Here is a 17807-nt window from a genome sequence, read left to right on the forward strand (position 1 = left end):
TATTCCTTAATCTCTCTCTTCTTTTTGATATACAGTTTCACTTGCAATAATAGTTTGTACAACTTGTACTTTCTGGATATCTTTAGGCTCTATTGTAAATAAATCTTGATCAAGCACCGTGAAATCTGCAAGGTATCCTTTTTCAATTACGCCTCTGTCTTTTTCATGGCAAATAGCATAGGCGCTGCCCTTTGTATACAAGCTTACTGCTTCATATACAGATAATGCTTGTTCCGGCATATAGCCTGCTCCGCTTAAATCTTCTGTATTCGTTCTCGTCACGGCAGCATAAATACCTGCAAGAGGGTCAGCGGATTCAATTGGTGCATCAGAACCGCCTGCACAATGAAGTCCGCTTTTGAGCAATGTTTTCCATGCATAACAATATTTCATATTATCCTTGCCAAGTCGGTCATACACCCATGGAAAATCTGATGTAACAAAGCTAGGCTGAATATCTAGTATAAGGGGAAGGCCTTTCATACGGTTGATTAAGTCTTCACGCAGCATGGTTGCATGAATGAGTCTGTCTCTGCCGTATCCCTTTAACGGATGCTTCTCAATCATTTGTAAAACCATATCAAAAGCGGCATCCCCAATAGCATGCACTGCTACAGGCATATTATTTTCTCTTGCCTTCTTGATTAGCTCCTCTAACTGCTCCATTGTAAAGATGCTGACACCTTGTGTGGACGGATCATCAGCATAAGGTCTGCTTAAAAATGCTGTCCTCCCGCCAAATGCGCCATCTGCAAATATTTTCATGGCGCCAAATTCTACCCAATCTCCCCCAGATTGATAAGTATTTCCGGACTTCACCATCTCATCAAAAACACGATGATGTACAAGCAAATGTGCCCTAAACAGATGCCCCTCTTCTTCTATCACTTCCTTGAAGGCTGTTTGAGTTCCCTCAAAACCGTGATAATAAAATAAATCTTCTGTATGAGCACCTGTCAAACCAAGTCTGTAAGCATCCTTGATGCCTTCACGTAATGCATTTTTAACATATTCATGACTTTTCTCAGGTATGACCTTAGTAATAAGCTCCTGCGCTTTATCCTTCAATACCCCAGTAATGGCACCTGTTTCATCTCTTTCTATTACTCCGCCAAAGGGCTCTTCTGTCTTATTTGTCACGTTTGCTAATTGTAATGCCTTTGAATTCACTGCAATGGCGTGTTTGCAGATTCTGTCCAAAACAACTGGATTATTCGGGATTGCTTTATCAAGTTCTTCTTTAGTCAGTGGAGATTTGTCATCCCAAATATTCTCATTCCAGCCTCCCCCTAAAATCCATTCACCTGCTGTTGCCTTCTTTCCTGCTTTCTTTATAAGCTGCAATGCAGCTTCTTTTGAAATACATGCGGACAGGTCGAGACGAAGCAGTCTTTCCCCATGTCCAATAAGATGCATATGACTGTCCACAAAGCCCGGCAGCATGGCAGCACCTTTTAAATGGACCTGATCCGTTATGTTGCTTCTATATTTTTTTTCAAGCGTCTGTTTATCGCCATAATCGACTATAAGCTGTCCTTCTGTATATACAGCCTCTATCATTTCGCCCTCTTGCTTCATTGTGTATATTGTTCCACCATAAAATAAAGTACCCATTCTTTTCCTCCTAAACAAATAAGCAGCTATGTATATATTTTGCATACATGCTGCTTATTCCTTCTTTGCTTATAGGGTATTTCATAAACCGAAATTTCGGTTATCCATTGTTTTTCTGTTCATTATCCCTTAGTTCCACTCTTCTTGTTTTACCAGAAGCTGTTTTAGGAAGCTCATTGATAAATTCAATCTTACGCGGATATTTATAAGGCGCAGTCATAGTCTTAACATGTGTCTGCAATTCCTTCACTAACTCATCTGTCCCTTCGATACCATCACGAAGCACAATAAATGCTTTTACGACATTTCCTCTGATAGGGTCTGGACTTGCGACAACAGCACACTCTTTTACTGCAGTATGTTTAACTAGTGCATCTTCGACTTCAAATGGCCCGATTGTATAGCCAGAGCTTATGATGATATCATCACTTCTGCCTTCAAACCAGAAATAACCGTCTGCATCCTTTTTCGCTCTGTCGCCAGTAATATAGTATTCGCCTCTGAACTGCTGTCTAGTCCGCTCCGGCTCTTTAAAGTACTCTTTAAATAAAGCAGGTGTGTCTTTATGGACAGCAATATCGCCAACTTCTCCCACTGCACATGGTTTACCATTTTCGTCGACAACTTCAACAATATTTCCAGGTGTTGGTTTGCCCATCGAACCTGGACGAAGTGGAACTCCTTTTGTAATGCCTAACAGCAGCGTATTTTCTGTTTGGCCATATCCATCTCGTACATCAAGATTGAAATGAGCTTTGAATACATCGATTACTTCTCTGTTCAGCGGCTCTCCTGCTGAAACTGCACTTCGTAAGCTAGGAAGCTTGAATGAACCGATATCTTCTACTTTAGCCATCAGGCGATACTCTGTAGGAGTACAGCATAATACATTGATTTCATAGTCTTCGAGCAGCTGTAAATATTTGCGAGGATCGAACTTGCCGTGGTAAACAAATCCGACTGCACCTGATCCTAATACGGAAAGAAGCGGACTCCAAACCCATTTCTGCCAGCCAGGTCCAGCTGTAGCCCAAACTAAGTCGCCACTTTCAATACACAGCCAGTTTGGCGCAGCTGTACGAAGGTGAGCATATGCCCAGCCATGTGTATGTACAACACCTTTTGGATTACCTGTAGTTCCAGACGTATACGAAATAAATGCTGTATCTGATTTTTTTGTTATCGTTAACTCCAACTCATCAGAAGCGTCTGCTGCTGCTTCATCTAAATATCTCCATCCATCTGCTTCTTTGCCGATAACAAATCGTTTCAGGCTGTTGAGCTCTTCTACTTTGTTAAGCTCGTCCAAAAATGGATAATAGCTGATGACAGCTTTCACTTCACCGTGTGTAATCCTGTATTGCAGATCCTTCGCCCGAAGCATTTCTGAGCTTGGAAGGATTGTAAGCCCTAATTTCAGTGCAGCTATGTATACTTGGTACGCTTCAATCAGTCTTGGTACAATGACCAATACAACATCACCTTTTACAAGGCCCGCTTCCTTAAAAACATTGCCCATCTTATTTGCCTGCTGCATAAGTTGGCTGTATGTAATTTCTTGCTTATCTCCGCTTTCATTTTGCCAGCGCAATGCAAGCCTTTCTTTGTTTTGCGCAAACTTTTCAATCTCGGAAACGAAGTTATACATTTCCGGAGCCAATAATTCTTCCCGACCCATTTCATTTCCCCCTAGTGATTAGGTTTAAAAATACTTATGTCATTATACTACTAACTCTTTCATTTTTAAAATATTTCATTTTCGCTAAGGAGATAATAAGTGATTTATAAGCAAAAAGAGATGAGGCAAAGGCCTCATCTCTATCGCCATATTATTTTATTATTGTTGGTATCCGCCACCAAGTTGTTGTTCAGCCATTTGAACTAGACGTTTAGTGATTTCACCACCAACAGAACCGTTAGCGCGAGCAGTTGTTTCTGCACCTAAGTTAACGCCAAATTCTGAAGCGATTTCATATTTCATTTGTTGTAGAGCTTGGTCTGCACCAGGTACTACTAAGTTATTGCTGCTGTTGTTGTTTGCCATGTGTATCACCTCCTTGTTGATAATAGAATGTGTAATACACATGGACTTCATTCATTTTTTCTAATTGGTAATTGTTCACATTATTACCACTACTAGCAAATAGGTTGCTTTCTGTTAAAACAAGCTGTCTAACAGACTGTTTTCTTCCTGTTTGCCAGTTAGTATAATTGTTTCTACTTTGTCGACAGCTTCCTTAATCATTGGCTCAAAGTCCACAAAACTCTCATAAAACTCCACCTTCTCTTTTTTCGGTTTTGTTTTTGGGGAAGCAGGAACAAATACTGTACAACAATCCTCATAAGGTCTGATGGAGATGTCATATGTTCCAATAGACTTAGCAATGTCGACAATATCTCCTTTATCAGATGCGACCAATGGTCTGATAATCGGTGTATTTGTAACTGCATTTATCGCATACATGCTTTCAAGGGTCTGGCTGGCAACTTGACCGAGACTTTCCCCTGTAATGATTGCTAATGCTTCTTGCCTTCTTCTGATTTCATCTGTGATTCGCAGCATTAGCCTTCTTGTCGCAGTCATTGTATAGTTTTCTGGTATTTGTTTATGAATTAACTGCTGTATCTCTGTAAAAGGTACAATGTGAAGGACAAACCGCCCATTCATGGAAGCAAGCACATTGCCAATATCGACAACCTTTTGCTTAGCTCTTTCACTAGTGAATGGAGGACTAAAGAAGTGAACCCCTTCAAGTTCAAGCCCTCTCTTCATAGACAAGTAGCCTGCAACAGGACTGTCTAACCCGCCTGATAGCATAAGAACTGCTTTTCCGCTCGCACCAGAAGGCAGTCCACCAGCACCAGCAAAGTTTTCACTCGACAAATACACTGCCTCACTTCTCACTTCGACCTGCAGTGTAATATCGGGATTTTTGACATCTACTTTTATACCAGGAATATTTTTCAAAATATGAGAACCAAAAAAATGGTTCAGTTCATTTGTGTCTAGGGAAAAGGTCTTATCAGATCTTCGCGCACTCACTTTAAACGTATTTCCATCCTTATAGATTGAAGATACAAGCTCTAATGCTGTGTCTTTCAGCAAGTCTAAATCTCGGTCGACCTTAATAGCAGGGCTGAATGACTGAATTCCAAAGATGTTCCTTAATGAATGAACGACAGCTTCTGCTTCCGTCCCATTTAAAATGACATACATACGGTCACGCTGTCCGTCAATTTTGATGCTAGGAAAACTGCTTAAAGCATCTGCAATGGAATGTCTTAATTTATCAACGAATTTTTTTCTGTTTTTTCCTTTAGTAGAAAGCTCTCCATACCGAATTAATATACGATCATACTTCATCTGTTCATTACTCCTCTTAGCCAGTTGATAGTTTCCTTTAATACAGACATTGCTTCCCGAATATCTTTTAACTCATTATCATAAGCCAAGCTGATTCGAAAAGAACTTTCTGCGATATTTTCCGGTACTCCCATAGCCAATAATGTTTTGCTGACTGTGTTTGTCTTTGATGAACACGCACTAGTAGTCGACAGAAAAATACCTTTTTCCTCGAGGGCGTGAATCAATACCTCTGCTTTGATACCACTTGCTGAGAAATTAATAATATGCGGAACACTGTTAACCGGGGAGTGGACAACAACATTATCCATGCTTTCTAACTGATCACGGATGAACTTGTTCTGTTCAAGCATTTTCCCAAGCTGATTTTTGTAGTTATCAAGCTGCATTCTTAAAGCTTTCGCTGTTGCTACTGCACCTGCCACATTTTCCGTTCCGCTTCTTACATTGCGCTCCTGTCCTCCGCCGGCAAGCAATGGAGAAATATTAATTCCGTCCTTTGCAAACAGGATACCATTGCCTTTTAGTCCATGAAATTTATGTGCGGACATTGTATATAAATCTATATGATAATCTCTTAATGAAAGAGGCGTTTTTCCTATTGCCTGAACACCATCTACATGAAAAAATATCTTAGGATATTCGTTCAATAACTTTCCGATTGCTTCAATCGGTTGGATTGCGCCTGTTTCATTATTAACATGCATGATAGAAACAAGTATTGTATCACTCTGTATATGTTTTTTAATATCCTCAACAGATACAATCCCATCCTCGTTAACAGGAAGGTATGTTACGGAGAAACCGTCTTGCTCCAGCTGTTCCATTACCTTCATTATCGAATCATGCTCTATGCTTGTTGTGATAATATGTTGACCTCTTGACTTAAACCTTCGAGCAATCCCTTTTAGTGCCATATTGTTTCCTTCTGTACCGCCAGAAGTAAAATAAATCTCGCTTTCCTTAACATCTAGCAACGCGGCAATTTGAGCCCTTGCTTGTATCAAAAGCTTCTCTGCTTCCATCCCTATTCGATGCAAAGAAGAAGGATTTCCAAAATAGTTTGCTGCAACTGCTGTATAGGATTCAATCACTTCCGGAAACGGCTTTGTTGTCGCACTATTATCCAAATATATCATAAGCCCCTCCTAACTAAGAACTCCAGCACTTTATGGTATCATAGTAAACATTATTTGAAAATATAATAGAGCTATGCGTTAAAAACAAAAAGATAGTTTGAATTGCACTGCAAAAAAAAGATAGCCTTGCTCGGGCTATCTTCTTTTTTCTATTTCATTTGCTTTTCCCTTAAATCGCCAATCAAAGCTTCCATTCGCTTCATACTGCCAGGTTCAATTTCCTCAACCGCCGCAGCTGCTTGCTCTAATGCTTCCTTATAACGATACTTACGGAAAAGCATTTCCGCTTCTGCAAGCGACTTTTCAGCCTTTGGATATTTACGGCGGTATCTATTACCATATTGGATGACCTTCTCAGCCAACAGAACCGTCTCAACCAATTCTTCCGTAGCATTCACCAGCGCATGTGTAACATGCTCTGCATTTTCAACCATGCTTTGAACCGTCGGCAAATCAAGTGGCGCCTCCTGCAATACGGTTTTAAGCTTAGCCATAGCTTCCTTTGTCTCTTCTGCAAGCTCATTGTATTCTGCTGTAACACCAGGCAAATTACTGTTCGCAACCATCCGAAGAGCATTTGTCATTTGCTTTGTGAGCTCTGTCATTTTTTCATGTGCAGCTACTTCATCTTTTCTTAAGGCATGAAGCTTGTCAAAGAGGTCCTCCTGTTCCTTTGAAGCACTCTCAAGCTGCTCTTTAAGAACCTTTAGTTCCTCACTTAAAATCGTATGTGCCGCAGACTCTGTCAACAGCTTATGCTCAAGCACCTCATATTGCTTGTATAATAGCTTCAGACGTTTCTCGAGTTTGAACTGCAGCTCTAAATCTTCATCATTCAAATTATAGCTTCTCTGCAGCAAGGATACCTCTACTTGAAGGCGAGAGTTCCCTTCCCTGATTTCTTCAAGGATTGCCTTAGCAGGATCTAAGTTTTTGTTCCAGTAGTTTCTTGCAATTACTTCTTTTTCAAGCAAGTCATACAGAAGATCCAGTTTTTCCTGTACTTCTGCAATAACATTTTGCACCTGCTCTATCTTTCCTTCTACAAGCAGCTTGTTGCTTTCTTCCAGTTCCACTTCAATTTCCTTCACTTCTGTTTCAAGCTGGATATGTTCAAGAATGAAGCCTTGTTCCAGCATATCTGCATATCCATCTTTTAAATCATTCAGCTGTTCAGGAAGCTTCGTTTGGCACTCAATAAGCAACGGAGGCACATTATCAATCAAGTAGCGAATATCGCCAGTGAGCTTTTCGATTGCATGAATAATTTCCCTTGCTTCCAAATAATCGCCATTATTCGTTTTTTCTTCATACTCTTTTAGCTTTACAGTAGTTTCCTGCAGCATTTCTTCTATTTTGCTTTCTGTTTCTCCGAAAGAGTGCCTATGTGCTAGCAATGTCTTTTTGCTTTCTCGATAGGATTCCTTTAAAGCATCAATTTCAGTTCTGTTCTTTTCTTCGCTTCCAATTAAATTATTAAGCTCCTCAAGCATTGTTTCGATGCTGCTCTCCATGCTCTCCAATTTAACGCGGATTTTTTTCTGAAGCTCTTTTGCTTTTCTGAACTTATATTTATCAATCGACTCTTCTGTATCAAACAAAAGCTCTTCGAGTTCCGGCAACTGATCTGTCACGATACCATCCCAATCAGCTCTCCATTTTTCAAAGAGTTCCTCCGTTTGCCCAATCATATTAAGCTTTTTCACTTTCGAAAGCTCATTCAACACAGGCCGATTCATTATATCGATTTTCCAGCTTTCCAGCTCATCCACTGTTCCATAATATTTTCTTCTAATAAAATATCCTGCTGCAAATAGGCAGATTAAAATGCCTACTCCTCCGATTATGTAGTTCATTTGAAGCCCCCTGTTCATACACCGACCAAATTTATTTCAACATACTTTTATATGTAAAGGTTATATATTTGTATTTATGATACCATGTAAACGACAATTTTTGACTAATATTTTATTTTTTTTTAAAGAAAATTGTTATTTTCCAAGACAGTTTTTCTTTATGTGAATTTACGTAAGGCAAACAATAGTTCTCCCAGCATCTTGCCGGCACTTACTCCCTAGTGAAATTCAGTCCGATTTCCGTCTGTTTTTAAGCATTTATAGAATATTTTAAAAAAAGCATTCCTGTATATCGGAACAATAAAGGTATAATAAATATAGCCATACTGGGAAAGGGTGAGAGTCATGTACAAAAGAGATGGTCATATTCATACACCATATTGTCCGCACGGGACAAAGGACGGATTAAAAGAATACATAAAAAGAGCTATAGACCTAGGATTTAAAGAGATAACGTTCACGGAACATGCCCCGTTACCGAAGGGGTTTGAGGATGCAGCCCCGACAAAAGACAGCTGCATGACAATGGAGCAGCTGCCTTCTTATGTCGAAGATGTCTTAGAAGTAAAGGCGGAATTCAGCAGGGAACTGATCATTAATCTTGGTCTAGAGATTGATTATATTGAAGGCTATGAGAATGGAACGATGGAGTTCTTGCTAGAGTGGGGGAAATTTTTAGATGACAGTGTATTGAGTGTGCATTTTTTAAAAAATCCACACGGAAAATATGATTGCCTTGATTACAGCCCCGAAATATTTGCTAGTATGATTGAGAAATATGGACATGTTGATTGTATCTATGAATGCTATTTCCAAACACTCTCTAAATCGATATTAGCTGATTTAGGTCCATTTAAACCGAAAAGAATCGGACATATGACGCTTGTCCATAAGTTTCAAAAGCAATTCCCTCCGGTTCAGGATTTTTCACTTGCTATAAAGGAAATACTTCATCTTGTGAAACAAAAGGAGCTTGAGCTGGATTATAATGCAGCAGGATTATTTAAGCCATTATGCGAGGAGACATACCCTCCCATTTGGGCGATAGAGGAAGCAGTGCGTCTGCAAATCCCGCTTATATATGGATCAGATGCCCACCAAGCCAAGGATTTAGGACAAGGGCAACATCTATTAATTGGGAACGGCTAAGCGCTGCGGAAAGCAAATTACTTCATCAATCCATTTATCGATTTCCTCTAGGTATTTTTTGATGAAATATGGTTCATTTAAATAAATATGAAGAACCTCTTGAATATACGATGCATTTAGAAAAGGCATAGAAAGGAAGCTTTTTAACTGAATGATGCTGTATGGAACAGATTGTTTTTTAAATTCCTTTTTTTCTATGCCACTTTCCAAAATGCTTGATAAATAATAGCGTTCCTTTACATAATAAGTAGACAATATTTCCCTGACAACTTGGGAATCAATAGATACTTCTCGGAGTACGAACCTTGTTAACTGTAAATTCTTCCATTGAAATTCAATGATTTCTTTTACGACTGTCTTCAGCTTTTCCGACATGCTGCTATAATTATGGCGGCAAACCTCCTCCAGGACAGCCATATAATTCTCAAAATAATTAGTGAAGCAATACTCAAGCAAACCATTCTTACCATTAAAGTAGTAGGAAATATTTGCAATATTTACATTGGCATGGCCTGCAATGTCTCTGATAGATGTACCATTGTAGCCTTTTCTGTTGAATAATGTAATCGCAGATTCGACTATTGCTTCCTTTGAATTTCTTTTCACCCATATCGCCTCTTTTCTCTTGCTATTCAAAGTAATATATGTTTGAATAATAATTATTTTTGTGCAGCATAAATGATAGAAGAAAAGCCTCTATATAAATTTCTTGATTATATTGGCCAATCCTTTAAAAGAAAGTCGACAAAACTTTTTCATATTCGCTCTAATCTGCTAAAATAATGAGAATAATAGAAGGAAAGTTAGGTGATTTGCTTGTTTAACGTCGAAACATACAAAGGCAATCGAGAACAGCAATACGAATTGGTAATTAAACAGCTGAAAGCTCTTCTTGAAGGCGAATCAAATACAATTGCAAACTTATCAAATGCAGCTGCTCTTTTGAATCAATTTTTGGATCGTGTCAATTGGGTAGGCTTTTATTTAACAGAGGATAATAAGGAGCTTGTACTCGGCCCGTTCCAAGGTTTGCCTGCATGTGTCCGTATTCCTTTCGGAAGAGGTGTTTGCGGAACTTCTGCCGAGAAGAAGGAGACAGTATTAGTGGAAGATGTTCATCAATTCCCGGGACATATTGCTTGTGATGCTGCTTCCCAATCAGAAATTGTCGTGCCATTGGTGAAAGAAGACGGCACATTATTAGGTGTTCTCGATATTGATTCACCTGAAAAATCCCGCTTTGATGAAACAGACAAGAAGTATTTAGAATTATTTGTTTCTGCCCTAATGGATTTTGTGAATTAATTTGTTCAAGTTCATACGAAAAACACCCCGAAACGTTTCGGGGTGTTTTCTTTTTGAAGCAAGCATTATTTTTGCAAGAATGCGTCCTGGACGATGACTCGGTCCTTCCCTGTTTCCTTAGCAATATACAGCGCTTTGTCTGCACGCTTAAAGAGTGCATGGTAATTCTCCTTCTTATGTCTCATCCAATAGGAGACCCCGCAGGAAATAGTCACAGGCGGGGCAGAGCTTTTCCTGACTTTTTCCACAAGTCTTTCTGCAATAGCAACCCCTACTTGGAGCGGAACTCTTGGCAAGTAGATTGCGAGCTCCTCACCGCCCCATCTTGCTCCAATATCTGTCGCTCGAATGTTTTCTAAGATGATATTAGCAACCTGAATAATAATTTCGTCACCGACTTGATGTCCATACGTATCATTAACTGCTTTAAAGTTATCAATATCAATGAGAATGAATGTACCTTCTGCATCCTCTACAAGGGACCTTTCTAGCTTTTCATCTAAGAAGCTTCTGGAATAGAGTTTTGTTAGATGATCTGTGACGACCATCTTTTCTAGCTCTTCTCTAAGCATAGAATTAGTCAGTGCTAATGTAGAATGATGGATAAGTGATTGCAGCAGCTTAAAAGTATCAAATGAAAAATGATACGGCTTTTGATGCATCACGATAGAAAAACCTTTTAAAATGCCTGTTTGCATCATCGGCACTGCCATAATCGATTTGAAAACAGCATCCTCTTCGGCAGGCATACTGAAATCTCCTAAAAACAAAGAGTCTTTTTCTTGTTTAATCTTTTCTTTAAAATACTGGATATAACTTTCAGCAGCTTTTGAGCAGAAAAAGTCCGTGCTTCCGTTTAAGACAGTCACTGTATTTGATTCAGCAGAAAATAAAATAAATCCTACCTCTTCAGCCTCAAAGCTTGTTGATATTCGATTCGACATATATGTCATCATTTCATTAAGCCTTAGATTAGCGTTTAACCGATGGGACGCTTCATTAATAAGCTGAAGATCAGACACCAGTTTTTTCGACTGCTGATACAGCTGTGCGTTTTCAAGTGCACCACCCGCAGTATTAGCAAGCAGAGAAATGAACTCTACTTCTTTTTTAGGGAACTTAACCGAGTTTTCAGCAATTACTTGCAAAACACCGTATACCCCTTGCTTTCCTTTCAAAGGAGCATATAGTATCGAATTTCTGCCCTCTTGAAGATACTCAAACTGGATCTCACCAGTTACGTAGGCTTCCATCGCAGCAAGGTTTGAGCTGTCATATTCCAAATCCTTAATGAGCAGATCTCCATGTGTGTTATTATCATGAGACAATAACAGATAATAGCCGAGCGATGGATAGATATCCTTTAAAGTATTGATAATCGCCCGCAAAACCCCTTCTGTATTCATGGAGGAGTGGAATTTTTCGGTTACCTTGAAGAGTTTTTTATATCTTTTCTCCTCTGCAACCACTTCCAGTAAATTTTGAACCTTTATTATATAGTAACTAAATTCTTCACTTATCAGCTTATACAGACAGTCATCACCAAGTGATTTGCTTTGCTCGGATTCATTTAATCTCACAACAAAAAAATTATAAAAGCCATCTTTATTTTTTAAAGGAATTAACAAATCATATTCTTCTAATTCATCAATACCAATTGGCTTTTTGCTGACTGCTCTTGTCAGCAGCCTGTTTTTTATATCTACTGTATACGGAAGGATGGATGCTGCAACTGTTGGGTTTGTTGACGCCTCCACAGCCCATTCATCGTTCCACTCATTAGCACTATAGTAAGTCACTTCTGCAGCATGCAAAAAATTTTTAATAATATAAAGCATTTCTCGCAGAATTATTTCGTAATTAAAGCTTTTACTTTCTATATCAAAGAGATCAAAGAAACGACTTTTTAGCTTTACTATTGATTGGTGGTCAAGCATATCCATCTAATTATCACCTATTCATCTAACTATTCATTGTATTTTTCCCAATTTATCCAAAGATATTGCCGCTGTCTTCTATTTAATTTTATAATGACAAGACTTAGTGCTAGACTAAAGTTAGCAACATCCAGTCCTATATAAACAACAGATACTTTTCGCCTAATCCAAAAGTAGGAATTTTATATACTTAAATTATCGGACAATTCTTATAGTAAAGTAAAACAATTATATCACAAGGCGCTGTAATGAGAATACAAGAGCATAAAATTTTCCTGCTCCTATAAAGGTAAATTTCTACTAGCATAAAATTAATAAATCTTAGCTTGACTTTTAGGCAGTTGAAATCATATAATATTCTTTGTGTAAAATATTGCAGCATATGCAAATCACTTTGTTGCTTTATTTTGTTCCTCAAAAGCTTTTTTGATGGTGTATTGTGTAACCCTTAGCTGCTAGGGCGAAGGTACATGAAGACAAAATAAACATAAAGGCTAGTTGCATCTGTTTTTATTTTACAAAATAAAAACATGAAGGAGGAGTCATCAATGGCTCGTTATACAGGTCCAAGTTGGAAACTTTCTCGTCGTCTTGGAATTTCTTTAAGCGGTACTGGCAAAGAGTTAGATAAACGCCCTTACGCTCCAGGACAACATGGTCCAAACCAACGCAAAAAATTATCAGAATACGGTTTACAATTACAGGAAAAGCAAAAATTACGTCATATGTATGGTGTAAATGAGCGTCAATTCCGTAATTTATTCGATATTGCTGGCAAAATGAAAGGTAAACACGGTGAAAACTTCATGGCGCTTCTAGAATCTCGCCTTGATAACGTTGTTTATCGTTTAGGTCTTGCTCGTACACGTCGTCAAGCACGTCAGCTTGTTAACCACGGTCACGTTATCGTTGATGGTGGACGTGTTGATATCCCATCATACCGTCTAAAAGCAGGTCAAACAATCACATTGCGTGAAAAATCACGTAATCTTGATATTGTTAAAGAAGCAGTTGAAGTGAACAACTTCGTACCTGATTTCTTGACTTTCGATGCTGATAAATTAGAAGGTACATTCACTCGTTTACCAGAACGTTCTGAATTGCCAGCTGAAATTAACGAAGCTCTTATCGTTGAGTTCTACTCTCGTTAATAGATTTGCTAATACAGCATTATCAAACCCTAGAAACCGCGTTGTATCAATGCTTTCTGGGGTTTTTTTATTACGCTTCGTAGAATGATGTATTATCCATTATTGATTTGGGGCTTATATTGGGACTGAATTATTAGTGTGGACAGACACATCCTCTATATTTCAGTAAATAGTTTAACTTGAAAGCTAAAACCCTTCCCCTTACACCATTTCTCTAATTTATTTTTCCTATCTTTAGTTGTTGTGAAAAATATCAATACTGGAACTGCATTTTTTATCAATGCATTAATTCTTTATATCGTTGTATCTTCTTTTTGTTATCGATCATATCCCTCGTTTTATCCACTTTGACTAAATGACTTGTATAATTAATAGGTACATTATTGTAACAGAAAGCTAATTTGCCTAATAATTTTTTAGAAGTCACATTCTCCTTATCAGGTAACTTCTTGCTGTTTGTTCATTTCAAGAAATTATTAGCTTTTAAAAAAGAACATAAAAAGACCTTCACAACTTTTGTGAAGGCTTAAATCATGAATCCTTTATAAGAAAGTACAAATAATTCTGTTAATAAAGCATCTAAAAGACCCAGAAATTACTGCAATTTCTGAGGCTTTTTTGTCATTTTCTTTGATACTGCCCAATGTTTAATTCCGAAAAATACGGCTATAAGTCTAATAAGGAGCAAAGGCGTTTTAGCGATCCCCAATTTTCTCACCACTGCCTTTGCTCCTTCCCCATAAAAAAAGACCCCCCCAGGTCTTCTGCATTCCAATTATTTTATCAAGCCTATCGCTATAGTCTCGATTAATGTCCTCACAGAAGCATTTCGTTTTCTGATGGCTTTCATCATTGTCACAAGCTTCCTTATTTCATCCTTGGACTGTTCTTCTATCAGCCACTCAACTAGCTCTGTACTTTTAATTCGAAGCGGACCACCTTTAGCAGGAACCTTAAAATCTCTTTCCCGTTTCAATACATTTCTTACATATGCTTTGTCATAATCATATAATGTCATTAAGTTTTCTTGCAACGTTCATCTTCCTTCGATTTATTTTTTATATGTAAGCCTCAATTCAAGAAGCTGCTTCTCCTTTATGTATCATCATTTGTAAATTCATTAAATTATCTAATCTCTTACTAAGTAAAATTGTTTCTTTAGAAGTGAACCCCTTTGCCATTCCTGTTGAAATCATATTCTCTCTCAGCATTTCAATTTGTTCATTTAAATGAATACTCATATGTAAACTACCCCTTTAATAATTTCCATAGAAATTTATTCTAACAAGGGTAAACGGATACAAAAAAGGATAATCTTTCTTCAAATGTCGACAATATATAACAAATTTTGACTGAATCTACCTGTAAATTCAAGCTGTTTAGATAACATCAGTTATAAAGAACTATAAATTCCCTCCTCTAATAGTTCTTAATCCCTACTATTCTTTTTGTAAGAATATTCTTTTATTTAGCTCAAGGTCTTCAGCTATATAAAATATTAAAAAAGTTACATCCTTCTTCCATCCTTAAAAATAAAGGAAGGCAGGATGCTTCTCCTACCTTCCTTTATTTGCTTATTTTTTATGACCGTCATTTTGAAGGGGAATATCTTCTCCAGCGACATTTTCCATCACGCCGTCAATAGTGCCCTCTGTATAGGTATCTGATGATTGCTCATGGGTCTCAGCAAGCCCTTTTGAGACAACATCGTTCTTTTGATAGTCTTCTGTTTCGTAGGTTTTTCCCGCTACAGGAGCATTCTGTGATTTTTTCATCGTAATTCCTCCATTTCTTCTATTTATTATTGTTGATACATGTTGTTAGAAGGATAGGAAGATGCCTTTGAATTAAGTGTTGAACAATCTGTCTGCATTGGTTTATTTGCTGCATTCCATTGATTGAGTTTTGCATCATTATCCTCCTAGAACTTCCGGCTTTGTGTTTTCTGTGATACAAAACATATTTTGCATGGATTTGAACAATCCATGCAGTCAATCGTCTGTTTACAAAAATTTACCTACTCAGAATAAAGCCTTATATGCTTGGTAAGCAAAATAAAGTCCGAAACCAATCATTGATAAAGATGACAAAACAGAAATTACATACAGCATATTAGAATGAAGCAGCCTTCTTGCAATGCCTGAAATGAGGGCCATTATGAGATCCCATAATAAAATCCCTGAGATAATAGCCAAGCTGCATAATATGAAGGACTTATTAGAAAAGCTCTCTGCTGATTTTGCCAATACAGAGCCATATATTCCAAGCCAGAAGAGAATGGTTAAAGGATTGGAAATAGACATTAAAAACCCAGAAAAAAACGACTTAAACAAAGAATTGTCCTGTTTATTCCTTTCTGTCACATTAATTTTGGCTGTATTAATCAAGCTTTCTATTCCGGTATACGTCAGTACGAAGAAACCGAACAAATACAAAAAGGTTTTCATAAATGGTGTGTTTATAAACTGACTTACTCCAAAATAAACCATCATCATATAAATGACATCAGCCGCCAATGCACCAAGCCCGAACACCCAGGCATGAAAGAAACCATTTCTGATTCCCTTGTCCAATTGTGCAGCGTTAACAGGACCAACAGGTGCCGCCAATGAAACACCTAATAATATATAAGGAAAAAAAGTACCCATAAATCCCTCCGCATATGTATATTTACTTCTAATGTATTCAGCGGCAGGGACTTGTACCACAAAAAATTATTTTCTATTTAGAGAATAAGTCGGCACTATAAAAAAGCTTCTTGGACAAACAGTCCAAGAAGCTTTAATTTATTAATATTGAATTAAGTAGTATTTCTTTTTCCCTCTTCTAATAACGGTGAACTGTCCTTCAATACGATCCTCTTCACCTAAAACATAGTCCAAATCCTGCTTTCGCTCACCATTGACGTACACAGCACCATTTGTTATGTCCTCACGAGCTTGCCTTTTCGATGATACAATGCCAGCAGCTACTAACAGGTCAACTAGAACTGCATCACCTTCTTCATGCTTGTATGTTGGAACATCCTTAAAGCCTTGCTTAATCTCAGATGCTGTCAGGTTTTTAATGTCTCCGCTGAAAAGTGCTTCCGTAATTTTCATGGCCTGCTCTAACGCTGCTTCGCCGTGAATCATTTTTGTCATTTCTTCAGCTAGAGCTTTTTGCGCCTTTCTTAAATGAGCTTCAGCCTGTAATGATTGCTCCAATTCTTCAATTGTTTCTTTTGAAAGGAATGTAAAGAATTTCAAGTATTTAATCACATCAGCATCTGCTGTATTAATCCAGAATTGGTAGAACTCATACGGTGTAGTCTTTTCCGGATCAAGCCAAATAGCACCACTTTCTGTTTTACCAAATTTAGTTCCATCAGCTTTCGTTACAAGCGGGATCGTTAATCCGTAAGCTTTTGCACCTTCTGCACTATTTTTACGGATAAGCTCTAATCCTGTCGTAATATTTCCCCATTGGTCACTGCCGCCAATTTGCAGCTTACAGTTATGGTTTTCGTAAAGATGCAAGAAATCAAGGGCCTGTAAGATTGTGTAAGTAAATTCTGTAAAGGAAATACCTGTTTCCAATCTTGAGGAGATTGTGTCTTTTGCCAGCATGTAATTGATGCCGATATGCTTGCCGTAATCTCTTAGGAATGTAACGATATCCATCTTGCCAGCCCAGTCATAGTTATTAACCATCACCGCACCATTATCGCCACCGAAATCAAATATTTTCTCGAGCTGTTTTTGCAGACATTTAACGTTATGTCCGATTGCATCTAGTGTTTGCAGATTTCTTTCTTCGCTCTTTCCGCTCGGATCACCAATAAGACCTGTTGCTCCGCCGACAAGCACGATTGGTGTATGTCCTGCATTTTGGAAGCGTCTCAATGTCAAAAACGGCAGCAAGTGTCCGATATGCATGCTGTCTGCAGTCGGGTCCACCCCGCAGTATAAGCTGATTTTTTCGTCAGCTAAAACATCTTTTAAGCCCTCTTCATCTGTTTGCTGGTAAACGATGCCTCTCCAATGTAAATCCTCAAGTAAATTCACTATAATTCCTCCATTTGTTATTCCTTTTGATTGTTATTAACAGCGCGTGCTTTTTGTGCGGCTCTTTTTTTCTGGAACAAAAAAAAGCGTCCCTGCATGAATATGCAGGGACGCTTTTTTAGCGCGGTACCACCCTAATTGAGAAAAGAAAACTTCTCTCCACTTAAAAAAGATAACGGCTCACAACCGTCTGCTGCTACTAACCCATATGAGGATTTCCCAACAGAAGCTACGGGAGGTAATTCA

Annotated in this window: 16 protein-coding genes and 1 other annotated feature (1 of these 17 running past the window's edge); of the genes, 3 read left to right on the top strand and 13 right to left on the bottom strand. The window is 38.2% G+C overall.

Features of this window, described 5'->3' with window-relative positions; all coding sequences use genetic code 11:
- Nucleotides 1-6: 6 nt before the first annotated feature.
- From MKX82_RS15055 to ezrA, 6 genes are all read right to left on the bottom strand, one after another.
- A complete protein-coding gene (locus MKX82_RS15055) occupies nucleotides 7-1614 on the bottom strand; it encodes an amidohydrolase (protein WP_233317406.1) in 1608 nt (535 codons plus the stop codon).
- Between the two features lie 100 nt (nucleotides 1615-1714).
- Entirely contained in the window at nucleotides 1715-3292 is a 1578-nt protein-coding gene (mbcS, locus tag MKX82_RS15060; protein ID WP_233317405.1) for an acyl-CoA synthetase MbcS, read from the bottom strand.
- A 159-nt stretch (nucleotides 3293-3451) separates the two neighbouring features.
- Nucleotides 3452-3658 (bottom strand): alpha/beta-type small acid-soluble spore protein, encoded by a 207-nt coding sequence (locus tag MKX82_RS15065; RefSeq protein ID WP_233317404.1) that lies wholly within the window; start codon nucleotides 3656-3658, stop codon nucleotides 3452-3454.
- A 114-nt stretch (nucleotides 3659-3772) separates the two neighbouring features.
- Entirely contained in the window at nucleotides 3773-4978 is a 1206-nt protein-coding gene (gene thiI, locus MKX82_RS15070; protein ID WP_341078153.1) for a tRNA uracil 4-sulfurtransferase ThiI, read from the bottom strand.
- A complete protein-coding gene (locus MKX82_RS15075) occupies nucleotides 4975-6117 on the bottom strand; it encodes a cysteine desulfurase family protein (RefSeq protein ID WP_341078155.1) in 1143 nt (380 codons plus the stop codon). The genes thiI and MKX82_RS15075 overlap by 4 nt, the downstream gene beginning before the upstream one ends.
- Before the next feature lie 149 nt (nucleotides 6118-6266).
- Entirely contained in the window at nucleotides 6267-7973 is a 1707-nt protein-coding gene (ezrA, locus tag MKX82_RS15080; RefSeq protein ID WP_233317401.1) for a septation ring formation regulator EzrA, read from the bottom strand.
- A gap of 345 nt (nucleotides 7974-8318) precedes the next feature.
- Between ezrA and hisJ the strand changes: the two genes are divergently transcribed.
- The gene (gene hisJ / locus MKX82_RS15085; RefSeq protein ID WP_341078159.1) at nucleotides 8319-9122 is read left to right on the top strand and encodes a histidinol-phosphatase HisJ; all 804 of its coding nucleotides are present in this window, start codon (nucleotides 8319-8321) and stop codon (nucleotides 9120-9122) included.
- On the opposite strand, the gene refZ is transcribed toward hisJ, so the two are convergent.
- A complete protein-coding gene (gene refZ / locus MKX82_RS15090; protein ID WP_237941804.1) occupies nucleotides 9105-9728 on the bottom strand; it encodes a forespore capture DNA-binding protein RefZ in 624 nt (207 codons plus the stop codon). The two genes, hisJ and refZ, sit on opposite strands and share 18 nt — an antisense overlap.
- Before the next feature lie 210 nt (nucleotides 9729-9938).
- Here refZ and MKX82_RS15095 point away from each other — a divergent pair, with 210 nt between their 5' ends.
- Nucleotides 9939-10427: a GAF domain-containing protein gene (locus tag MKX82_RS15095; protein WP_233317398.1), complete on the top strand. Its 489-nt coding sequence runs from the start codon at nucleotides 9939-9941 to the stop codon at nucleotides 10425-10427.
- Nucleotides 10428-10492: 65 nt separating this feature from the next.
- On the opposite strand, the gene MKX82_RS15100 is transcribed toward MKX82_RS15095, so the two are convergent.
- A complete protein-coding gene (locus tag MKX82_RS15100) occupies nucleotides 10493-12370 on the bottom strand; it encodes a sensor domain-containing diguanylate cyclase (RefSeq protein ID WP_233317716.1) in 1878 nt (625 codons plus the stop codon).
- A 542-nt stretch (nucleotides 12371-12912) separates the two neighbouring features.
- Here MKX82_RS15100 and rpsD point away from each other — a divergent pair.
- A complete protein-coding gene (gene rpsD / locus MKX82_RS15105) occupies nucleotides 12913-13515 on the top strand; it encodes a 30S ribosomal protein S4 (RefSeq protein ID WP_127736987.1) in 603 nt (200 codons plus the stop codon).
- A gap of 775 nt (nucleotides 13516-14290) precedes the next feature.
- On the opposite strand, the gene MKX82_RS15110 is transcribed toward rpsD, so the two are convergent.
- The 5 genes from MKX82_RS15110 to tyrS form a co-directional block, all read right to left on the bottom strand.
- On the bottom strand, nucleotides 14291-14548 hold the full coding sequence (locus MKX82_RS15110) for a hypothetical protein (protein WP_233317714.1): 258 nt from the start codon (nucleotides 14546-14548) through the stop codon (nucleotides 14291-14293).
- A 43-nt stretch (nucleotides 14549-14591) separates the two neighbouring features.
- Nucleotides 14592-14756 carry an aspartyl-phosphate phosphatase Spo0E family protein gene (locus tag MKX82_RS15115; protein WP_233317712.1) on the bottom strand — a complete coding sequence of 55 codons (165 nt, stop codon included), beginning with the start codon at nucleotides 14754-14756 and terminating at the stop codon, nucleotides 14592-14594.
- 333 nt (nucleotides 14757-15089) lie between these two features.
- Entirely contained in the window at nucleotides 15090-15290 is a 201-nt protein-coding gene (locus tag MKX82_RS15120; protein WP_341078166.1) for a YozQ family protein, read from the bottom strand.
- Nucleotides 15291-15536: 246 nt separating this feature from the next.
- Nucleotides 15537-16163 (bottom strand): LysE family transporter, encoded by a 627-nt coding sequence (locus MKX82_RS15125; RefSeq protein ID WP_233317708.1) that lies wholly within the window; start codon nucleotides 16161-16163, stop codon nucleotides 15537-15539.
- A gap of 141 nt (nucleotides 16164-16304) precedes the next feature.
- The gene (tyrS, locus tag MKX82_RS15130) at nucleotides 16305-17561 is read right to left on the bottom strand and encodes a tyrosine--tRNA ligase (RefSeq protein WP_237941808.1); all 1257 of its coding nucleotides are present in this window, start codon (nucleotides 17559-17561) and stop codon (nucleotides 16305-16307) included.
- A 103-nt stretch (nucleotides 17562-17664) separates the two neighbouring features.
- Nucleotides 17665-17807: a binding site (T-box leader), on the bottom strand; it runs 86 nt beyond the window's last position.

This window comes from Niallia sp. FSL R7-0271 (genome assembly GCF_038005785.1).
In the GTDB taxonomy this organism is placed as follows: Bacteria; Bacillota; Bacilli; order Bacillales; family Cytobacillaceae; genus Niallia.

Excerpts from the sequence above, each read along its gene's own strand:
- MKX82_RS15125 (WP_233317708.1), bottom strand. The coding sequence starts at position 16,163 with ATGGGTACTTTTTTTCCTTATATATTATTAGGTGTTTCATTGGCGGCA.
- mbcS (WP_233317405.1), bottom strand. The coding sequence starts at position 3,292 with ATGGGTCGGGAAGAATTATTGGCTCCGGAAATGTATAACTTCGTTTCC.
- ezrA (WP_233317401.1), bottom strand. The coding sequence starts at position 7,973 with ATGAACTACATAATCGGAGGAGTAGGCATTTTAATCTGCCTATTTGCA.
- rpsD (WP_127736987.1), top strand. The coding sequence starts at position 12,913 with ATGGCTCGTTATACAGGTCCAAGTTGGAAACTTTCTCGTCGTCTTGGA.
- hisJ (WP_341078159.1), top strand. The coding sequence starts at position 8,319 with ATGTACAAAAGAGATGGTCATATTCATACACCATATTGTCCGCACGGG.
- MKX82_RS15100 (WP_233317716.1), bottom strand. The coding sequence starts at position 12,370 with ATGGATATGCTTGACCACCAATCAATAGTAAAGCTAAAAAGTCGTTTC.
- MKX82_RS15065 (WP_233317404.1), bottom strand. The coding sequence starts at position 3,658 with ATGGCAAACAACAACAGCAGCAATAACTTAGTAGTACCTGGTGCAGAC.
- MKX82_RS15075 (WP_341078155.1), bottom strand. The coding sequence starts at position 6,117 with ATGATATATTTGGATAATAGTGCGACAACAAAGCCGTTTCCGGAAGTG.
- thiI (WP_341078153.1), bottom strand. The coding sequence starts at position 4,978 with ATGAAGTATGATCGTATATTAATTCGGTATGGAGAGCTTTCTACTAAA.
- MKX82_RS15115 (WP_233317712.1), bottom strand. The coding sequence starts at position 14,756 with ATGAGTATTCATTTAAATGAACAAATTGAAATGCTGAGAGAGAATATG.
- MKX82_RS15055 (WP_233317406.1), bottom strand. The coding sequence starts at position 1,614 with ATGGGTACTTTATTTTATGGTGGAACAATATACACAATGAAGCAAGAG.
- MKX82_RS15120 (WP_341078166.1), bottom strand. The coding sequence starts at position 15,290 with ATGAAAAAATCACAGAATGCTCCTGTAGCGGGAAAAACCTACGAAACA.